The 17886-nt window shown below is 73.1% G+C and carries 14 protein-coding genes; 11 read left to right on the forward strand and 3 right to left on the reverse strand.

The genetic code is table 11. From position 1 onward, the window contains the following. Nucleotides 1–19: 19 nt before the first annotated feature. Complete coding sequence (locus VK501_RS26635; RefSeq protein WP_324342996.1) at nucleotides 20–2140, reverse strand: ATP-dependent RecD-like DNA helicase; 2121 nt, start codon at nucleotides 2138–2140, stop codon at nucleotides 20–22. A 60-nt stretch (nucleotides 2141–2200) separates the two neighbouring features. On the opposite strand from VK501_RS26635, the gene VK501_RS26640 reads away from it, so the two are divergent. Genes VK501_RS26640 through VK501_RS26650 form a run of 3 tightly spaced genes read left to right on the forward strand, consistent with a single transcriptional unit; the run spans nucleotide 2201 to nucleotide 5111 of the window. Further along, complete coding sequence (locus VK501_RS26640; protein ID WP_324342998.1) at nucleotides 2201–2557, forward strand: hypothetical protein; 357 nt, start codon at nucleotides 2201–2203, stop codon at nucleotides 2555–2557. 10 nt (nucleotides 2558–2567) lie between these two features. After that, the gene (gene dapA, locus VK501_RS26645; protein WP_349261067.1) at nucleotides 2568–3440 is read left to right on the forward strand and encodes a 4-hydroxy-tetrahydrodipicolinate synthase; all 873 of its coding nucleotides are present in this window, start codon (nucleotides 2568–2570) and stop codon (nucleotides 3438–3440) included. Nucleotides 3441–3446: 6 nt separating this feature from the next. Further along, entirely contained in the window at nucleotides 3447–5111 is a 1665-nt protein-coding gene (locus VK501_RS26650; RefSeq protein WP_324343001.1) for a ribonuclease J, read from the forward strand. Nucleotides 5112–5214: 103 nt separating this feature from the next. On the opposite strand, the gene VK501_RS26655 is transcribed toward VK501_RS26650, so the two are convergent. Both VK501_RS26655 and VK501_RS26660 read right to left on the reverse strand, forming a co-directional pair. Next, nucleotides 5215–6651 carry a HAMP domain-containing sensor histidine kinase gene (locus tag VK501_RS26655; protein ID WP_324343003.1) on the reverse strand — a complete coding sequence of 479 codons (1437 nt, stop codon included), beginning with the start codon at nucleotides 6649–6651 and terminating at the stop codon, nucleotides 5215–5217. After that, nucleotides 6648–7337, reverse strand: a complete 690-nt coding sequence (locus VK501_RS26660) for a response regulator transcription factor (protein ID WP_324343005.1) — start codon at nucleotides 7335–7337, stop codon at nucleotides 6648–6650. Before VK501_RS26660 ends, VK501_RS26655 begins: the two co-directional genes overlap by 4 nt. Nucleotides 7338–7460: 123 nt before the next feature. Between VK501_RS26660 and VK501_RS26665 the strand changes: the two genes are divergently transcribed. The 8 genes from VK501_RS26665 (at nucleotide 7461) to VK501_RS26700 (ending at nucleotide 17221) form a co-directional block, all read left to right on the forward strand. Then, nucleotides 7461–9395 carry a bifunctional diguanylate cyclase/phosphodiesterase gene (locus VK501_RS26665; RefSeq protein ID WP_324343007.1) on the forward strand — a complete coding sequence of 645 codons (1935 nt, stop codon included), beginning with the start codon at nucleotides 7461–7463 and terminating at the stop codon, nucleotides 9393–9395. Between the two features lie 49 nt (nucleotides 9396–9444). Then, entirely contained in the window at nucleotides 9445–12156 is a 2712-nt protein-coding gene (locus VK501_RS26670; protein WP_324343009.1) for a DNA translocase FtsK, read from the forward strand. A 27-nt stretch (nucleotides 12157–12183) separates the two neighbouring features. Then, nucleotides 12184–13008, forward strand: coding sequence for a helix-turn-helix transcriptional regulator (locus tag VK501_RS26675; protein ID WP_324343011.1), 825 nt, complete (start codon nucleotides 12184–12186; stop codon nucleotides 13006–13008). Next, on the forward strand, nucleotides 13005–14327 hold the full coding sequence (locus VK501_RS26680) for a competence/damage-inducible protein A (RefSeq protein WP_324343013.1): 1323 nt from the start codon (nucleotides 13005–13007) through the stop codon (nucleotides 14325–14327). Before VK501_RS26675 ends, VK501_RS26680 begins: the two co-directional genes overlap by 4 nt. Next, nucleotides 14324–14878 carry an RNA 2',3'-cyclic phosphodiesterase gene (gene thpR / locus VK501_RS26685; RefSeq protein ID WP_324343217.1) on the forward strand — a complete coding sequence of 185 codons (555 nt, stop codon included), beginning with the start codon at nucleotides 14324–14326 and terminating at the stop codon, nucleotides 14876–14878. Before VK501_RS26680 ends, thpR begins: the two co-directional genes overlap by 4 nt. Nucleotides 14879–14993: 115 nt before the next feature. Then, a complete protein-coding gene (gene recA / locus VK501_RS26690) occupies nucleotides 14994–16106 on the forward strand; it encodes a recombinase RecA (RefSeq protein WP_324343015.1) in 1113 nt (370 codons plus the stop codon). Nucleotides 16107–16215: 109 nt separating this feature from the next. Then, the gene (locus tag VK501_RS26695; protein ID WP_324343017.1) at nucleotides 16216–16692 is read left to right on the forward strand and encodes a regulatory protein RecX; all 477 of its coding nucleotides are present in this window, start codon (nucleotides 16216–16218) and stop codon (nucleotides 16690–16692) included. 10 nt (nucleotides 16693–16702) lie between these two features. After that, the gene (locus VK501_RS26700) at nucleotides 16703–17221 is read left to right on the forward strand and encodes a GNAT family N-acetyltransferase (RefSeq protein ID WP_324343019.1); all 519 of its coding nucleotides are present in this window, start codon (nucleotides 16703–16705) and stop codon (nucleotides 17219–17221) included. The last annotated feature ends 665 nt before the right edge of the window (nucleotides 17222–17886 follow it).

Genomic DNA, 17886 nt, shown 5'->3' on the forward strand with positions numbered 1-17886 from the left:
GCGACAGCGACACAGTCTCCTACGACACCAACTCGACGAGCCGCGTGTTGCGCCGGGAGGCGTCGACGCGACCCAGCGCCGTCGGCAGCGCGCCGCGCTCGGCCACCACGACGCAGGCCGTCTGGCTGCGGGTCACGGCGGTGTAGACGAGGTTGCGGGTCAGCATCGGGGCGTGGCCGCGGGCCAGCGCGATCACGATGGCGGGCGCCTGCGACCCCTGCATCTTGTGGACCGAGCAGGCGTAGGCCAGCCGCAGGGTCGCGGCCTCCTGCGTGTCGAGGGTCAGCCGGCGGCCGTCGTCGCCGACCAGCGTCAGCGTCCCGCGGCCGGGGTCGGCGGCCACGATCACGCCGATCTCGCCGTTGTAGAACGAGCGCTCGTGGTTGTTGCGCGTCTGCATGATGCGGTCGCCGAGCCGGAACGGCGTGCCCTTGACCGCCCGGCCGTCCGGGTTGAGCCGCTCTCGCAAGGTGGTGTTGAACGCGTCGATCCCCGCCGGCCCCTTGTGCATGGGGACGAGGACCTGGAGGTCGGCGACCGGATCCAGGTCGTAACGGGAGGGGAGGCGCCGGGCGGCCAGCGAGACCACCTCGTCGAAGACCTGCTGCGCGCTGTCGCGCTCGATCAGGAAGAAGTCGCGGACGTCGTCGGGGGCGGCCTGGGTCGGTGGCAGCTCGCCCCGGTCGATCGCATGTGCCGCCCGGATGATCAGCGACCGCGCGGCCTGGCGGAAGACCTCGGTCAGGCGCGTGGCCGGCAGCGCTCCGGAGGCGATCAGGTCCTCCAGCACCCGCCCGGGGCCGACCGGCGCCAGCTGGTCGACGTCGCCCACCAGCAGCACGTGCGTGCGCGGTCCGACGGCCTCCAGCAGCGCGGCGGCCAGCCGCACGTCGAGCATCGACGCCTCGTCGACGACGAGCAGGTCGACGCCGGTCAGCGGATCGTCGGCGTCGCGGGCGAAGCCCTCGCCCGGGACCCACTCGAGCAGGCGATGGATCGTCGTCGCCTCGGCGCCCGTGGCCTCCGACAGCCTCTTCGCCGCCTTGCCGGTCGGTGCGCACAGGCGCACGGTCCGCTTGGACTCGCGCAGCAGGTCGACCAGCGCGCGCATCGTCGCCGTCTTGCCGGTGCCCGGCAGACCGGTGAGGATCGACAACCGGTGCTTGGCCGCGGCGCACACCGCCGCCCACTGCGTCGGGGTCGGGGCGTGGTGGGTCGACGGGTCCGATTCCGGCGGGTCGGCCGGCACGTCGACGTCCAGCGTCGGCGGGGCCACCGCCAGATCGCGCACGCGCTCGGCCAGCCGCCGCTCGGTCCGGTCCATCCGGGGCTCCAGGATCCGGTCGCCGTCGACCACCAGCCCGGCGCCGTCCAGCGCGCCCGCCACGACCTCCAGCGGCAGCTCCAGCAGGCGCGCGGCCCGCGGCACCAGCTCACCGCGCGGCAGGAAGCAGTGGCCGTCCTGCTCGGCGGCGCGCAGCGTGTGCTCCAGCGCGGCATGAAGGCGCTCGGGCGCGTCGGCCGGGGTCCCCAGCGCCCGGGCGACCGCGTCGGCCGTCGCGAACGCGATCCCCTCGACCTTGGCCAACGCGTAGGGGTCCTCCTGCAGCAGCGCCATCGCGCCGCCGCCCAGCGCCTTGAGCACGCGCGCCGCCGCGGCGGCGGGCACGTGGTGCTCGGCCAGCAGCAGCCGCAGCGCGCGGCCGCCGGCCTGCTGCTCCCACGAGGCGACGGCCGCGCGCAGCCGCGCCGGCCCGATCCCCGGCACCTCGCGCAGGCGCGCGCCCGGGTCGCGGTCGACGCGCTCGAGCACCTCGGGGCCATGGCGCCCCAGCAGCCATTCGGCGCCGCGCGGACCCACGTGCTTGACCGAGCCCAGCAGCGCCAGCAGCCCCTCCTCGCTGGCCGGCGCGCCCACGCGCAGCTGCTCGACGTGCAGCTGGCGCCCGAAGCGCGGGTGCTCGCGCCAGGCGCCCTCGACCTCCACGGTGTCGCCCTCGTGCAGGTGCGCGATCGGTCCGGTGAGGACCACTTCGTCGCCCCCGTCGTCGACCGCGGCGAGCACCGCGAACGCGCCGTCGTCCGCGCGCCAGCGCACCGCGACGATCTCGGCGGCGAGGGAGCGAGGCGGATCCGGCACCCGACGAGGGTACGCTTCGTGGCCGACCGATCCCCACAGACGGAGTAGACGATGGGCTTCATGGACAAGGCCAAGAAGTTGGCCGAGCAGGCGCAGAGGGAAGCCAAGGACGGCACGCTCAAGGAGCGGGCCAAGGCGATGGCCGACCAGGCGCAGGCCAAGATCGACGAGGTCCAGTCGCAGTTCAACGAGCGCCAGCAGGGCGCCGACAAGCCCGTGCCGGCGCCGGGCACGCCGCCGGCGGAGACGCCCGCGCCGTCGCCCGAGGCCACCACCGCCGCGGCCGAGACCGTCGCCGACGCCGCCGAGACGCCGGCCGCGCCCGCTGCGGCACCGCCCAGCGGCGACGCCGCCGGCGTCGACCGCAGCCACGAGGCCGCGCCCAAGGTCACGGGCGGCGATCCGCTCGCGAGCTGATCCTGGGAGAATGCGTCCCGTGGCTGAGCTCGGCGGCATCCTCACGGCGATCGTCACGCCGTTCGACGACAACCTCGGGGTCGACGAACAGGCGTTCGTCGACCTCATGCACCACCTCGCCGCCCACGGCTCGGACGGGTTCGTCGTCTGCGGGACCACGGGCGAGGCCTCGACGCTGACCGACGAGGAGCACCTCCGCGTCGTCGAGCTGGCGATCGCCCAGCGCCCCGCGGGCGTCTCGATCACCGCCGGCGTCGGCTCCAACGACACGCGCCACGCGGTCGAGCTGACCGAGCGCGCCACCGCGCTGGGCGTCGACGCGGTCCTCAGCGTCACGCCGTACTACAACAGGCCGAACCGGCGCGGGATCGTGCGCCACTACGAGGAGATCGCGCGGGCCACCGACAAGCCGATCATCCTCTACAACGTCCCGTCACGCGTGGTCGTCGACGTTCCCAACGACCTTCTGGCCGAGCTCGCCCAACTCGACAACGTCGAGTACGTCAAGCAGGCCAACAACGACAACCTCGCACCCATCGACGGCCTCGGCATCTACGCCGGCAACGACGAGATCCTCCTGCGCACGCTCGAGATCGGCGGCTGCGGCGGCATCTGCGTCGCCAGCCACGTCGTCGGAGACGAGATGCGCCGCATGATCGACGAGCCCGGGCAGCGGGCCGCGATCGACGCGGCGCTGCGCGACGTCTACGCCGCGATGGGCGTCACCACGAATCCAATTCCCGTCAAGGCGGCGCTGGAGCTGATCGGCCATCCGGTCGGTGGCCTGCGCCTGCCGCTCGTCGAGGCCGACGAGGACGAGCGCGCACAGATCCGCGCCGTCCTCGAGCGCCACGGGCTGCTCGCCTCTGCCGGGGCTTCCTAGGAGAACATGGCCAACAGCAAGCTGCGCGTCCTTCCGCTGGGCGGACTGGGCGAGATCGGCAAGAACATGACCGTCGTCGAGTACGACGGATCGATCGTCGTCGTCGACACCGGACTGCGGTTCCCCACGTCGGAGCAGGTCGGCATCGACCTCGTGCTCCCCGACTTCGCGTACCTCCGTGAGCGGGCCGACGACATCGAGGGCATCGTCATCACCCACGGCCACGAGGACCACCTCGGCGCGCTGCCGTGGATCCTGCGCGAGCTCGGCACCGACATCCCGGTGTTCGGCGGTCCGCTGACGATGGCGATGGCGCGGTCGAAGCTCGACGAGCACCGCCTCAAGGAGACCGACCTCACCGACGTCACGCCGGGCGAGACGCTCGAGCTGGGCCCGTTCGACATCGAGCTGATCCATCTCACGCACTCGATCCCGGACATGATGGGCGTCGCCCTGACGACCGAGCTCGGGACGATGCTCATCACGGGCGACTACAAGTTCGACCAGACGCCGGTCGACGGCAAGCCGGCCGACGTCACCCGCCTGGCCGAGCTCGGCCGCGAGGGGCTGCTGCTGCTGTGCGGCGACTCGACCAACGCCGACCGGCCCGGGTTCTCCCCGAGCGAGTCGGTCGCCGGGCCCGGCCTCGAGGCGGTCTTCGGCCGCTGCAAGGGACGCATCGTCGTCACGTGCTTCGCGTCGAACATCCATCGCGTCCAGCAGGTGATCGACGCCGCCAAGCTCTACAACCGCAAGGTCGTGCTCGTCGGCCGCTCGATGCGCAAGAACATCAACATCGGGCGCATGCTCGGCCACATCGAGGTGCCCGACGGCATGCTCGTGCAGCCGCGCGAGGCCCGCGACTTCCCCGACGAGAAGCTCGTCGTCGTCTCGACCGGCAGCCAGGGCGAGCCGCTGAGCGCGCTGCGCCGGATGGCCTACAAGGACCATCCGCAGGTCGAGCTGCACCAGGGCGATACGGTGGTCTTCGCCGCGACGCCGATCCCCGGCAACGAGCGCGCGGTCAACGACACGATCGATCGGCTCTACCACATCGGCTGCGACGTGATCACGGCCAAGGAGGCGCCGATCCACGCCTCGGGCCACGGCTATCAGGAGGAGATCAAGCTGATGCTCAACCTGACCCAGCCGAAGTACGTGATGCCGTTCCACGGCGACCACAAGCGCATCCACCTGCACGCCGAGCTGGCCGAGGCCGTCGGCGTCAAGGCCGAGAACATCTTCAAGGGCGAGAACGGCCTGCCCCTGGAGATCGACGCCAAGGGCGCGCGGTTCGGCAAGCCCGAGCGCGCGGGCATGATCTACGTCGACGGCGTCGACATCGGCGATCCGACCGACGTCGCGCTGCGCGACCGCCGGATGCTCAGCGCCGACGGCATCTTCGTCGTCGTCGCGACGATCTCCGAGCAGGACGGCGCCTCGGTCGCCGACCCCGAGATCATCTTCCGCGGCGTGCCCTACTCCGAGGACGCCGAGGGGCTGCTGGGCGACATCCGCGAGACGGTCAACCACTCGCTGGAGCGCGCGGCCAAGGAGGAGATCCGCGAGATCGACCTCCTGCAGCAGACGCTGCACGACGACCTGGCGAAGTTCGTGTACGAGCGGCTGCGCCGGCGCCCGATGGTGCTCCCGGTCGTCGTCGAAGTCTGACGCAGCCCGAGGGGTGCCGTAGGCGGCCAGCGAGGCCGAGGCCCACGACGGCCAGCCGTCGCCGCCGGAGGTGGGTCCCCAGTCGCGACAGCGACACAGTCTCCTAGTGCGCCGTGGCGGTGGCCGGCTCGTCGGAGCCGGCGTCCGTCGTGGCCGGCAGCGCGGGCAGCGTCACCACGAAGCGCGCACCGCCCTCCGGCGGCGACTGGAGCACGACGTCGCCGCCGTGGGAGCGCGCCACCGCGCGGACGATGGACAGGCCCAGGCCCACCGAGCCGCCGCGGTCGCCCTCGGCCCGCACGAAGCGCCCGAAGGCCTCGTCGCGCAGGTCGGGCGCCACGCCCGGTCCGTCGTCCACGACGACGAGCCGCGCCCGCCCGCCGTCCTGGCTGACCGACGCTTGGACGTGCGTGCCCGGCGGCGTGTGCTGCACGGCGTTCTGGATCAGGTTGAGCGCGAGGCGGTGCAGCTCGTCGCGCGCGCCGTCGATCTGCACCGGCCGGGCGTCGACGCTCAGCACGTGCTCGGTGGCCATCGGCCCCAGCTCGGCGGCCGCCTCGACCAGGACGCGGCCGAGGTCGGTCGGCTGGTGCGGCACCTCGCGCTTGGCGTCGGCGCGCGCGAGCAGCAGCAGGTCGGCGACCAGGCGTCGCATCCGCTGGGTGGAGCGCAGCGCGGAGCGGGCGGCGTCGCCGCGCTCGCCTTCGAGCACCTCGGCCAGAAGCTCCAGGTTGGCCAGCACGCTCGTCAGCGGGGTGCGCAGCTCGTGGCTGGCGTCGGCGACGAACTGCCGCTGGCGCACGAGCATCGCCTCGCCCTCGGCGCGCGAGGACTCCAGCGCCTGGAGCATCTCGTCCAGCGTCCGGGCCAGCTCGGCAACCTCGTCCTCGGTGTCGGGAATCGGCACGCGCCTGTTGGGGTCCCGCGTGTTGGCAATGTCGCGCGCCGTCGACGTCAGGCGCGTGATCGGCGCCAGCGCACGGCGCGAGAGCGCCAGCGCCAGGGCGAGCGCGAGCCCCGACCCCAGCAGCACGCCGAACAGCAGGAACACGCGCACGCGATGGATCCGGTCCTCGACCGGGCCGACGAGCCGCGCGTACTGCACGTAGGCGTGCAGCGCGATGATCGAGTCCTTGTCCTGCACCTTCAGGACGGTCGGGCGGGTGTCGACGCGGTAGCCGCCGACCTGCCCGGTCTGCCCGGCCTTCAGCCCGAGCTGCTCGAAGTTCGGGGCGCCGGGCGTCTGGGCGATCACCACGCGGTTGGGAAGCACGACGCGGATGACGGCGCGGTTGGACGCGGCGTAGGTGGTGACCAGCGGCGCGGCGATCTGCGGACGGCCGTTGACGAACTGGAAGTCCAGGCGATCGCGGAGGTTGACGACCGCCGTGGTCATCTCCTTGCGGAAGTCGCTGCGGATGCCGGACGCCGTCAGCTGGCCGATGACCACCGCGAACGCGCACAGCACGACGAACGTCAAGCCCGCCGAGAGCAGCGCCAGACGCCAGCGGATCGAGAGCGTGCTGAGCAGCGCCCTCATGCGCGCAGGACGTACCCGGCGCCGCGGATCGTGTGCAGCAGGCGCGGCTCCCCGCCTCCCTCGAGCTTGCGGCGCAGGTTGGACACGAAGACCTCGATGGTGTTCGTGGTCGCGAACGGGTCGTAGCCCCAGACGTCCTCGAGCAGGCGCTGGCGCGGCACGACGATGCGCTCGTTGCGCATCAGGTACTCCAGGAGCTCGAACTCGCGCTGGGTCAGCTCGACCGTGCGGTCGCCGCGGCGCACCTCGTGGGTGTCGGGGTTCAGCGACAGATCGGCCACGACCAGCGACGCGGTCCCGCGCGGGGGACGGCGGCGCAGCAGCGCGCGCAGGCGGGCCAGCAGCTCCTGGCGCTCGAACGGCTTGACGAGGTAGTCGTCGGCACCGGCGTCGAGGCCCTCGACGCGGGACTCCAGCGCGTCGCGCGCGGTCAGCATGAGGATCGGCACGTCGTCGGAGGCGCGCAGGCGCCGCGCGACGTCCATGCCGTCGATCTTCGGCAGGCCGAGGTCCAGCAGCACGAGGTCGGGCACGAAGTCGGCGGCCGCGCCGAGCGCCGCCTCGCCATCTCCGGCGATGCGCGTCTCGTAGCCCTCCAGCCGCAGGGAGCGCTGGAGGACCTGTGCGATGTCGTCGTCGTCCTCGACGATGAGCACGCGTGCCTGCCGGTCATGACCGTCGATCACACTGGAAGGGTAGGGCCAACTCTCAAGCGCAGGTCAAGGGCAGGACGATTCGCCGGACGGGGATTCCCGGCCCAGACCACCCGTCCGGGGCAAGATCCGGGACCGCGTGCCGATTCAGAGGTGGTGGGGACCCCCACCCGCACCCGCTCGGCCCTCGCCCGCGACTGGCTTCCGGTCGGCGGCACGCTGCCCGATGCCGCCTTCGAGGCGCGCCATCGCGCGGTCGTCTGGCTCCTGTGGCTGCACGTGCTCGCGCTCCCGGCCTTCGCCGTCGCCCGCGGCTACGCGCTGCGCCACGGCCTGCTGGACGTGCTGCCGGTCGTCCTCTGCGCCGCCGGCGCGACCGCCCACCGCTTCGATCGCCGCGGGCGCGCGTCGCTCGGGGCGCTCGGGCTCGTGACCTGCTCGGCGGTCTTCACCCACCTGTGGGGCGGGGTCACCGAGGCCCACTTCCACTTCTTCGTCGTCGTCGCGCTGCTCTCGCTGTACGAGGACTGGGTCCCGTGGGGCCTGGCGTGCGGGTACGTCCTCGTCCACCACGGGATCATGGGCGTGCTGGACCCGAAGTCGGTCTACGGCACCCACGCCGACGCTGCGCAGCACCCGCTGCAGTGGGCGCTGATCCACGCGGGGTTCATCTCCGCCCTGGCCGGGGTCAACCTCGTCAGCTGGCGTTCCAACGAGGCCGCGCGCATCGAGGCCGGCGCCAGCGCGGATCGCTTCCGGCACGAGCTGCTCTGGCAGGCGCACCACGATCCGCTGACCGGCCTGCCCAACCGCCGCGCGTTCGTGCAGCGGATCGACGATGCCCTGGAGCGCTGCGCCGCCTCGCCGGCGGGGGCCGCCGCCCACGTGGCAGTCCTGTTCGTCGACGTCGACGACTTCAAGGTCGTCAACGACTCGCTCGGCCACGCCGCCGGCGACCGGCTGCTGGAGGCCGTCGCGCAGCGCCTGAGCTCGGCCGTGCGCCCGCAGGACGTGATCGCGCGCTTCGGCGGCGACGAGTTCAGCATCCTGCTGCCCGGCGTCACGGGCGAGCGCCAGGCGCTGAGGATCGTCGAGCGGCTGGCCGACGCCCTGCGGGCGCCGATCGACCTCGACGGCGAGGCGCGGTTCGTCACCGCCAGCGTCGGTGTCGCGCTCGCCGGCGATCGCGACCGTGACCGCGACCGCGAGGCGACACACGCCGCGTCGCTGCTGCAGGACGCCGACGCCGCGATGTACCGCGCCAAGGAGCTGGGCAAGGACCGCTGCGAGGTCTTCGACGACTCCATGCGCGCCCGCGCCGTCGAGCGCCTCGAGCTCGAGAGCGCGCTGCGCGAGGCGCCGGGCCGCGGCCAGCTCTACCTCGACTACCAGCCGCAGGTCGCGCTGCCGGGCGGCGCGGTCGTCGGCGTCGAGGCGCTGCTGCGCTGGCGCCATCCGCGCCTCGGGACCGTGCCTCCCGGCGTGTTCGTCCCGATCGCCGAGCGCACGGGGCAGATCGTCGAGATCGGCGCGTGGGTGCTGCACGAGGCCTGCGCGCAGGCGATGCGCTGGGAGAGCGACGCGCTGGAGATCGCCGTCAACGTCTCGGCGCGCCAGCTCGAGGACGGCGACTTCGCCGATGTCGTGCGCAGCGTGCTGGCCCGCACGGGCGTGCCGCCGCGGCGGCTGTGCCTGGAGGTCACCGAGACCGCGCTGCTGGCCGACGCCGACGGCGCGCGGGCGATGCTCGCCGAGCTGAAGGCCATCGGCGTCCGTGTGGCGGTCGACGACTTCGGGGTCGGGCACGCGTCGCTGCGCCATCTGCGCCAGCTGCTGCCGGTCGACACGCTGAAGATCGACAAGTCGTTCGTGGACGGCGTGGTCGACGACCCCGAGGACGCCGCGATCGTCGAGGCCGTGGTCCGGCTGGCGGCCGGCCTCGGCCTGGAGTGCGTGGCCGAAGGCGTCGAGCACGCCGCCCAGGCCGACGTGCTCGCCGACATCGGCTGCCACGCCGCGCAGGGCTTTCACTTCGCACGGCCGATGGCGCCGGACGCCGTCGCCGGACTGCTCGCCGCCGCGACGCTTTGACGTCGCGGCAGGGACGCCGCGGACGGCGTCGAAGCAGGTGGTCCGAGTTATGGCCACGACCCGCACCCCCGCCCCGCGCAAGCGCAAGCCTGCCCCCAAGTCCAAGACGACCGCCTCGTCGGCCGCGCGCAAGCGCAAGCCGGCCTCGCGCACCCGCGCGCGGCGATCGTCGGCGACCTGGGCGCCCCGCCTGCCCGTCATCGAGCAGCGGCACCTCGACCTCTTCGGCCTCGCGCTGGTGGCCTGCGGCGTCTTCCTCGCGTTCCCGCTGTATTTCGGCTGGGACGGGGGGCGGGCGGGCGATGCCGTCCTCGACGGGCTTGCGCTGTGCTTCGGCGCGCTGCGGTTCGTGGCGCCCCTGGGCGTCATCGCCGCCGGCGCGGTCATCGTGCTGCGCCCGGTGCTGCCCTCGGTGCGGCCGTTCAAGTCCGGCGGGCTGCTCCTCGTCCTCGCGCTCGCACTGATGTTCGCCGCGGGCACGCTGGGCGTCGGCCCCGAAGGCGTGCGCCACGGGTACTGGCACGACGAGTTCCTGCGCGACCGCGGCGGCTACCTCGGCGAGGCGCTGTTCTACACGTCGAGCACGCTGATCGGCACGATCGGCACCCACATCCTCGCCCTCTTCCTGCTGCTGGCCGGCGTGCTGCTGCTGACCGGCGCCTCGGTCGCCGGCGTGCTGAAGGCCACCGGCACCAGCGTCGCCGACACCACCCGCGTGCTGCGGACCGCGCCGGACGCGATGGGCCTGCGGCGGTCCGCCACGCCGGAGACCACCGCGGGGCGCCGTGCGGCGGCGGCCTCGGCCCCCAAGGGCGCGACCGTCGCGGGCGCTCGCCCGCGCGTGCGGGTCCCGGAGCCGGGCGACGACGAGGTGGTCGTCAAGGCCACGCACGTCGAGGCGCCGGCGCTCGACGGCGAGGAGCGCTACCCCGACATCTTCGGCGACGACGAGGCGCCCACGCCCGACGACCTCGCCGCGGAGCTCGACGAGCCCCGCATCAGGCGCAAGGGCGCGAAGGCCAAGCGCGCGAAGGTCGAGGAGCCGGACCTGCCCGACCTGGGCGGCGCCGTCGAGGAGGAGGAGGAGCCCGATCCGCTGGACGCGGCGGTGCAGGAGGCGGTGCTCTCCGAGGACCACGTCGACGATCCGGCCGACGACGGCAAGCCGCGCCAACTCGAGCTGCCCGCGGCGCGCGGGGAGGACGACGAGGAGGACATCGAGTACGTCGTCCCGGATCCGCGCGTGCTCCAGCGCTCCACCGGCGACCAGATCCGCCCCGACACCAGCGGCAACGCGAAGGTCGCCGCGTCGCTGGTCGAGGCGCTGAGCCACTTCAACGTCGAGGCACAGGTCGTCGGCACCGTCAGCGGCCCGCACATCACGCGCTACGAGCTGCGCCTGGCGCCCGGCGTGAAGATGAGCAAGGTCGCGCAGCTCAAGGACGACCTCGCCTACGCGCTGGCCGCGACCGAGATCCGCATCCTCGCCCCGATCCCCGGCAAGCAGGCCGTCGGCATCGAGGTCCCCAACCGCGACCGCCGCATCGTGCACCTCGGCGACGTCTTCCGCGCGCGGCCCGAGGGTCACTCGCCCCTCACGGTCTGGCTGGGCAAGGACGTCTCCGGCAAGGCGATCGGCGCCGACCTGGCCAAGATGCCGCACATCCTGGTGGCCGGCACGACCGGCGCCGGCAAGTCGGCGTGCATCAACGCGATGTTGTCGTCGATCCTGCTCAACGCCACGCCCGACGAGGCGCGGCTCGTGCTGGTCGACCCCAAGCAGGTCGAGCTCAACCACTACGAGGACGTCCCGCACCTCCTGACGCCGGTGATCACGTCGCCGCGCCTCGCCGCCAACGCCCTGCAGAACCTCGTCCGCGAGATGGAGTGGCGCTACGGGATCATGGCCATGAAGCGCACGCGCTCGCTCAACGAGCTCAACCGCGTGCGCGAGGAGGAGGGCGAGAAGCGCCTTCCCTACATCCTGTGCGTGATCGACGAGCTCGCCGACCTCATGATGGTCGCGCCGGGCGACGTCGAGGACTCGATCATCCGGATCGCGCAGAAGGCCCGCGCGGTCGGCATCCACCTCGTGCTCGCCACGCAGAGCCCGCGCGTGGACGTGATCACCGGGATGATCAAGGCCAACGTGCCGTCGCGGATCGCGTTCGCCGTGAGCTCGCAGATCGACTCGCGCGTCATCCTCGACCAGAACGGCGCCGAGTCGCTGCTGGGCATGGGCGACATGCTGTTCTCCCCGGTCGGCTCGTCCAAGCTGCAGCGCATCCAGGGCGCCTACATCGACGAGGCGCAGGTCGCCCAGATCACCGAGTTCTGGGCCCGCCAGGGCGAGCCGGAGCTGCGCGCCGACCTCCTCGAGGAGGTCGCGGCCGAGGCGTCCGACGGCGGCCGCGACGAGGCCGACGGCAAGGACCCCGACGAGGATCCGCTGCTGGCCGAGGCGATCCAGCTCGTCGTCGAGATGGGCACCGCGTCGACCTCGATGCTGCAGCGCCGGATGCGCCTGGGCTACACCCGCGCGGGGCGCATGATGGACATGCTCGAGCGCCGCAACGTCATCTCGGGCTACGAGGGCTCCAAGCCGCGCCAGGTGCTCATCACGGAGTCCGACGTGCCGCGCGTGCTGGCGGCTCTGGCGGAGCGCGGCGACGTCGCCCCGCAGGCCGACGTCGAGCTCCCGCCGCCGCTGCCCGGCGGCGAGGACGACGACGCCGCCGCAGCCGGCGACCGGCCTTCGTAGGCCGCTCCATAGACTGCGGGCCCACGCATGCCGGAGATCGGGGCCACACTTCGCGAGGCGCGCATGCGCGCCCGCATCGACATCTCGGATATCGAAGCCGAGACGAAGATCCGTGCCAAGTACCTCCGGGCGCTCGAGAACGAGGAGTGGGGGCTGCTGCCCGGCCCGGCGTACGTGCGCAGCTTCCTGCGGACCTACGCCGAGGCGCTCGACCTCGACGCCAAGCTGCTGCTGGAGGAGTACAAGCTCCGCCACGAGCGGCCGTCGGATCACGACCTCATGCCGATCGGCTCGCCGCGCCGGCGAGGCGGCGGCGGCCGCGGCGGTCCCGTGCGCCATCAGGAGCCGCGCGGCGTGCCGCGCGGGGTGGTGGTGGGCGTGGTCGTCGTGCTGCTGCTCGGCGCGCTGTACCTGCTGGGCCGGGGCGGCGGCAACAACGGCGGCTCGGCGTCCGTCGGCACGCAGACCAGCCGCACGACGACGACGCGCGTGCCGGCGAGCACGACGAAGACGTCGACCACGTCGTCGAAGAAGCAGTCCTCGTCGAAGGCCTCGTCCTCGTCGCGCCTGGTGCGGATGCAGGTGATCGCGACGGGCCCGGGCCCGGTGTCGGTCTGCCTCGTCGATGCCGCGGGCCAGGCGCGCATCCCGGGCGCCACGCTGCAGCAGAACAGCACGGCCGGTCCGTACCGCTCCAAGTCCTTCAGGTTGAAGCTCGGCAACGGCAACGTGCGACTGCGGATCAACGGCAAGATCCGCAGCGTGCCGAACGCGAGCCCGGTGGCGTTCACCATCACGCGCACGACCTTCAAGCGGGTCGACGCGACCACGGCGCCGGACTGCGCGGGATGAGCGTCCGGGCCGGCATCGTCGTTACGGGGACAGAGGTCCTGACCGGACGCGTGGCCGACCGCAACGGGCCGTTCCTGGCCGAGCGCCTGCGCGAGCTCGGGGTCGACCAGGCGCACACGATCGTCGTGGGCGACCGGCCGTCCGACGTGGCCGACGCGCTGCGCTGGCTCGCTGATGCGGGCGTGCGGCTGATCGTCACCAGCGGCGGCCTGGGGCCGACCGAGGACGACCTGACCGCCCAAGTGGTCGCAGACTTCCAGGGCCGCCCGATGGCGCTCGACGAGCCGCTGGAGGGCCGCATCTGGGCGATCCTCGAGGGGCTGCGCGTGCGCTGGCCCGATCTCGACGAGGAGGCGATCCGGCGCTCGAACCGCAAGCAGGCGCTGGTGCCCGACGGCGCCACGGTGCTGGAGCCGGTGGGCACGGCGCCGGGGTTGATCGTGCCGCCGGCGGCGGGACGATCCGGACCGGTCGTCGTCGTGCTTCCGGGGCCGCCGCGCGAGCTGCAGCCGATGTGGGCCACCGCGGTGGACACCGCGCCGTTTCGCGCCGCGGTGGCGGGCGCGACGGTCTACCGCCAGCACACGCTGCGCCTGTTCGGGATCCCGGAGTCCGAGATCGCCGAGACGCTCGTGCGCGCCCGCGATGCGGGGGTCGACCTGGATGCGCTGGAGATCACCACCTGCCTGCGCCGCGGCGAGGTGGAGGTCGTCACCCGGTTCGAGCCGCCGCAGCAGGCGATCTACGACGCCTTCGCGGCGGTGGTGCGCGACCGCCACGCCGGCACGCTGTTCTCCGACGACGGCTCGTCGGTCGACGAGCAGGTGGCGGCGCTGCTGCGCGGCGACGGCGCCCGCGCGGGCCGCACGATCGCCACGGCCGAGTCGTGCACGGGCGGGCTGCTCGCGGGGCGGCTGACCGACCTGCCGGGATCCTCGGACTACGTCCGCGGCGGGCTGGTCGTCTACTCCGACGAGGCCAAGGTGGCGCTGGCGGGCGTCGATCCCGCGCTGATCGAGCGCGTGGGCGCGGTGTCGGTCGAGGTCGCCGAGGCGCTGGCCGACGGCGCGATCGCCGCGCTGGACGCCGACGTCGGCGTCGGGATCACCGGGATCGCGGGCCCGGGCGGGGGCACGCCGGACAAGCCGGTGGGGACGGTGTGCTTCTCGGTCGCCGCGCGGGGCGGTGGCCGGCTGACGCGACGGGTCGTGCTGCCCGGCGGGCGCTTCGACGTGCGGGATCGCTCGACGACCGTGGCCATGCACCTGGTGCGCCGGCTGCTGCAGGGTGAGAGCGACGGGGACCGGGCCGAGCCCTGAGCGCGCGCCTCTTCGTCGCCCTGGAGATCGGCGAGGAGGACCGCCGGTCGCTGGTGGGGTGGGCCGAGGAGGTGGTGGGAACCGACCGCGGGATGCGCGTGGTGTCGCCCGACGCCGTGCACCTGACGATGGCGTTCCTGGGTCATCGGGCGATGGACGAGATCGAGCCGCTGTCGGAGCTGGTGTCCGGCTTGGACGGCGTCGCCGCGCCGGTCCCGCTGCGGACGGCGGGGGCGCTGTGGCTCTCACCGCGCAAGCCGCACGTGCTGACGGTGGCGGTGGCCGACGAGACCGGCGTGCTGCGGGCCCTGCACGAGCGGCTGTGGGAGGGTCTGGAGGATCTGGGCCACGTGCGGGAGCGGCGGACGTTCCGCCCGCACCTGACGGTCGCCCGCGTGCGCCACGGCTGGACGGCTCCGAATCACCGGCTGCCCGACTTCCCCGACCGGCCGCTGCAGCCGTCCGCGCTGGTGCTGCTGCGCTCGTGGCTGGGCGGTGGTCCGGCGCGGTACGAGCCGCTGGCCCGTGCGGAGTTCGCTGCCGAATCGTGACGCGGCGCGCGCGTGTCGTGACACGAACGTGCGTACGGTTCGGGCCGTCCCAGTTTCCGTCCGACGCGACCCGCACACTGGTTGCACTTCCGCGCAAGAGAGAGGCTTCACCCGCATGCCCGCTACCGACGAAAAGGCCATCAAGGCCCGCGACACCGCGCTGGCCGGCGCCCTGACGCAGATCGAGCGCCAGTTCGGCAAGGGCTCGGTCATGCGCATGGGCGACCCGGGCGCGCAGGTCAAGGTCAACGCCATCCCGACCGGGGCGCTGTCCCTGGACCTCGCCCTCGGCATCGGCGGCATGCCCCGCGGCCGCATCGTCGAGGTCTTCGGGCCGGAGTCCTCCGGCAAGACGACGCTCGTCTACCACGTGCTCGCCGAGGCCCAGAGGCTCGGCGGCGTCTGCGCGTTCATCGACGCCGAGCACGCCATGGACCCGCTGTACGCCCAGCAGATCGGCGTCAACATCGACAACCTGCTCGTATCGCAGCCCGACTACGGCGAGCAGGCGCTGGAGATCTGCGACATGTTGGTGCGCTCCGGCGCGGTCGACCTCGTGGCGATCGACTCCGTCGCGGCCCTGACGCCGCGCGCCGAGCTCGAGGGCCAGATGGGCGACCAGACCGTCGGCCTGCAGGCGCGGATGATGAGCCAGGCGATGCGCAAGCTCGCCGGCAACCTGAACCGCACCCAGACGCTCTGCCTCTTCACGAACCAGATCCGCGAGAAGGTCGGCGTCATGTTCGGCTCGCCCGAGACGCAGCCCGGTGGTCGCGCGCTGAAGTTCTACTCGTCGCAGCGCCTCGACATCCGGCGCATCGAGACGCTGAAGGACGGCACGGAGGCCGTGGGCAACCGCGTCCGCGTGAAGGTCGTCAAGAACAAGGTGGCGGCGCCGTTCCGCCAGGCCGAGTTCGACATCGAGTTCGGCAAGGGCATCTCGAGCTCGGGCTGCATCCTCGACCTCGGGATCGAGCACAACATCGTCACGAAGTCCGGCTCGTTCTTCTCCTACGGCGAGGATCGCCTGGGCCAGGGGCGCAACAACGCCAAGGGCTTCCTGGACGAGCACCAGGAGATCGCCAAGGAGATCGAGGCCAAGGTCTACGAGGCGCTCGACTTCAACCGCGACCTCGTTGCCGAGATCGACCGCGACGAGATCCCCGAGGGCGTCGATCCCGTGACCGGCGAGATCAAGGCCGAGCGCACGACTGCCGCGGCCGCCTAGGCGACGCAGGGAGGCCGGTCGTGACGACCGCCGAGCGGGCCCTCGATCCTCTGGGAGCCGTCCCGGAGATCCCCGCGGCCCGTGAGCACCGTCCCGCGGCGCCAGACGGATGATCACCGAGACGACTCCCGAAGCGCGCCTGCAGCACGCGCTGGATCTCAGCTACCGCTACCTCGGGTTCCGTGATCGCACGGTGCTCGAGGTGCGGCGGCACCTGGAGGCCAAGCGGGTCGAGCCGGACACGATCGAGCAGACGATCGCCGAGCTGCTGGAGCTGAGCTACCTCGACGACGCGCGGTTCGCCCGGCGCTTCGTCGAGGACCGGCGCACCCTGGACCACTGGGGCAACGAGCGCATCGAGCGCAAGCTGCTCTCGTCGGGAATCGCAGGCGACCTCGTCGAGGCCGCGCTGGCCGACCGCGACGACGGTGGGGAGCTCGAGGCGGCGCTGACCGTGCTGTCGCGCCGGTTCCGCGAGCCGCCCGAGACCGATCGCGACCGCGAGCGGGCGCTCGGGTTCCTGGTCCGCAAGGGCTACGAGCTCGAGGTCGCCTACGACGCGATCCGGGCTTACGGCCGCCGCTGAGGGCGCGCGTTTGCCGGGCGACTTCGGCATCGATCGGGTCGCGACCGCGCGGCTGGTGGGGCGCAGGCCCGAGGAGGGCGACGCTGACGCGTGGGTCCGGTGGTACACCGACCCGGCGGTGGACGAGGCGGCCTGGCCCGAGCATCTGCGGACGGCCGACGACGCCCGCGCGCAGGTCGAGGCGGCGATCCGCCACTGGGAGCGCTGGGGCTTCGGTCGCTGGACGGTGCTCGAGTCCGGTGTGCCCGTCGGCGACGCCGGCCTGTCGCACACGACCGTCGAGGGCCGGCCCGAGGTCGAGCTCGCATGGTTCTTCGCCTCCGAGGTCTGGAACCGCGGCTATGCGACCGAAATGGCCCGCGAGGCGGTCCGCGTCGCCTTCGAGGTCCTCGAGCTCGACGACGTCGTCGCGTTCACCACGCCGGCCAACGGTCCGTCACGCGCGGTGATGGAGAAGCTGGGCATGGAGTACGAGCGCGAGATCGTGCATGCCGGGCTGCCGCATGTGCTGTACCGGCTGGGGCGGTGAGGGGGGGGGCGCGGGGCGGGGCGGGGCTGGCGTGGCTGGCGCTCCGCTCGCGGCGGTGGCGTGGCGCGGGGCGTGGTCCGGGGGCGATGACGAGTGCGTGACCGGGAGGCGCCGGCGCCCCGTGTGCTCCGCCGGCGCCGGGGGTCGGGGTCGTTCGGGGGCGAATTGGCTGACGGCTGGCGGGTGGGGGTCGGCATACGACCCCAACTCGCCGTCCGTCTTGTGGCGGCGGGGCGGGGCGCGGCTGGCGTTCCGCTCGCGGCGCTGGCGGTGGCGCGGGGCGTGGTTCGGGGGCGATGACGAGTGCGTGACCGGGAGGCGCCGGCGCCCCGTGTCCTCCGCCGGCGCCGGGGGGTCGGGGTCGTTCGGGCGCGAATGGCTGACGGATGGCGCGTGGGGGTCGGCATACGACCCCTACTCGCCGTCCGTCTTGTGGCGGCGGCGCGTGGCGTGGCTGGGGCTCCGCTCGGGGCGCGGGTGGTGGTGCGGGGCGTGGTCCGGGGGCGATGAGGAGTGCGTGACCGGGAGGCGCCGGCGCCCCGTGTCCTCCGCCGGCGCCGGGGTCGGGGTCGTTCGGGCGCGAATGGCTGACGGATGGCGGGTGGGGGTCGGCATACGACCCCTACTCGCCGTCCGTCTTGTGGCGGCGGCGAAAGGCACCTGGA

The sequence above is a fragment of the Baekduia sp. genome (assembly GCF_035318805.1).
Taxonomy (GTDB): Bacteria; Actinomycetota; Thermoleophilia; order Solirubrobacterales; family Solirubrobacteraceae; genus Baekduia.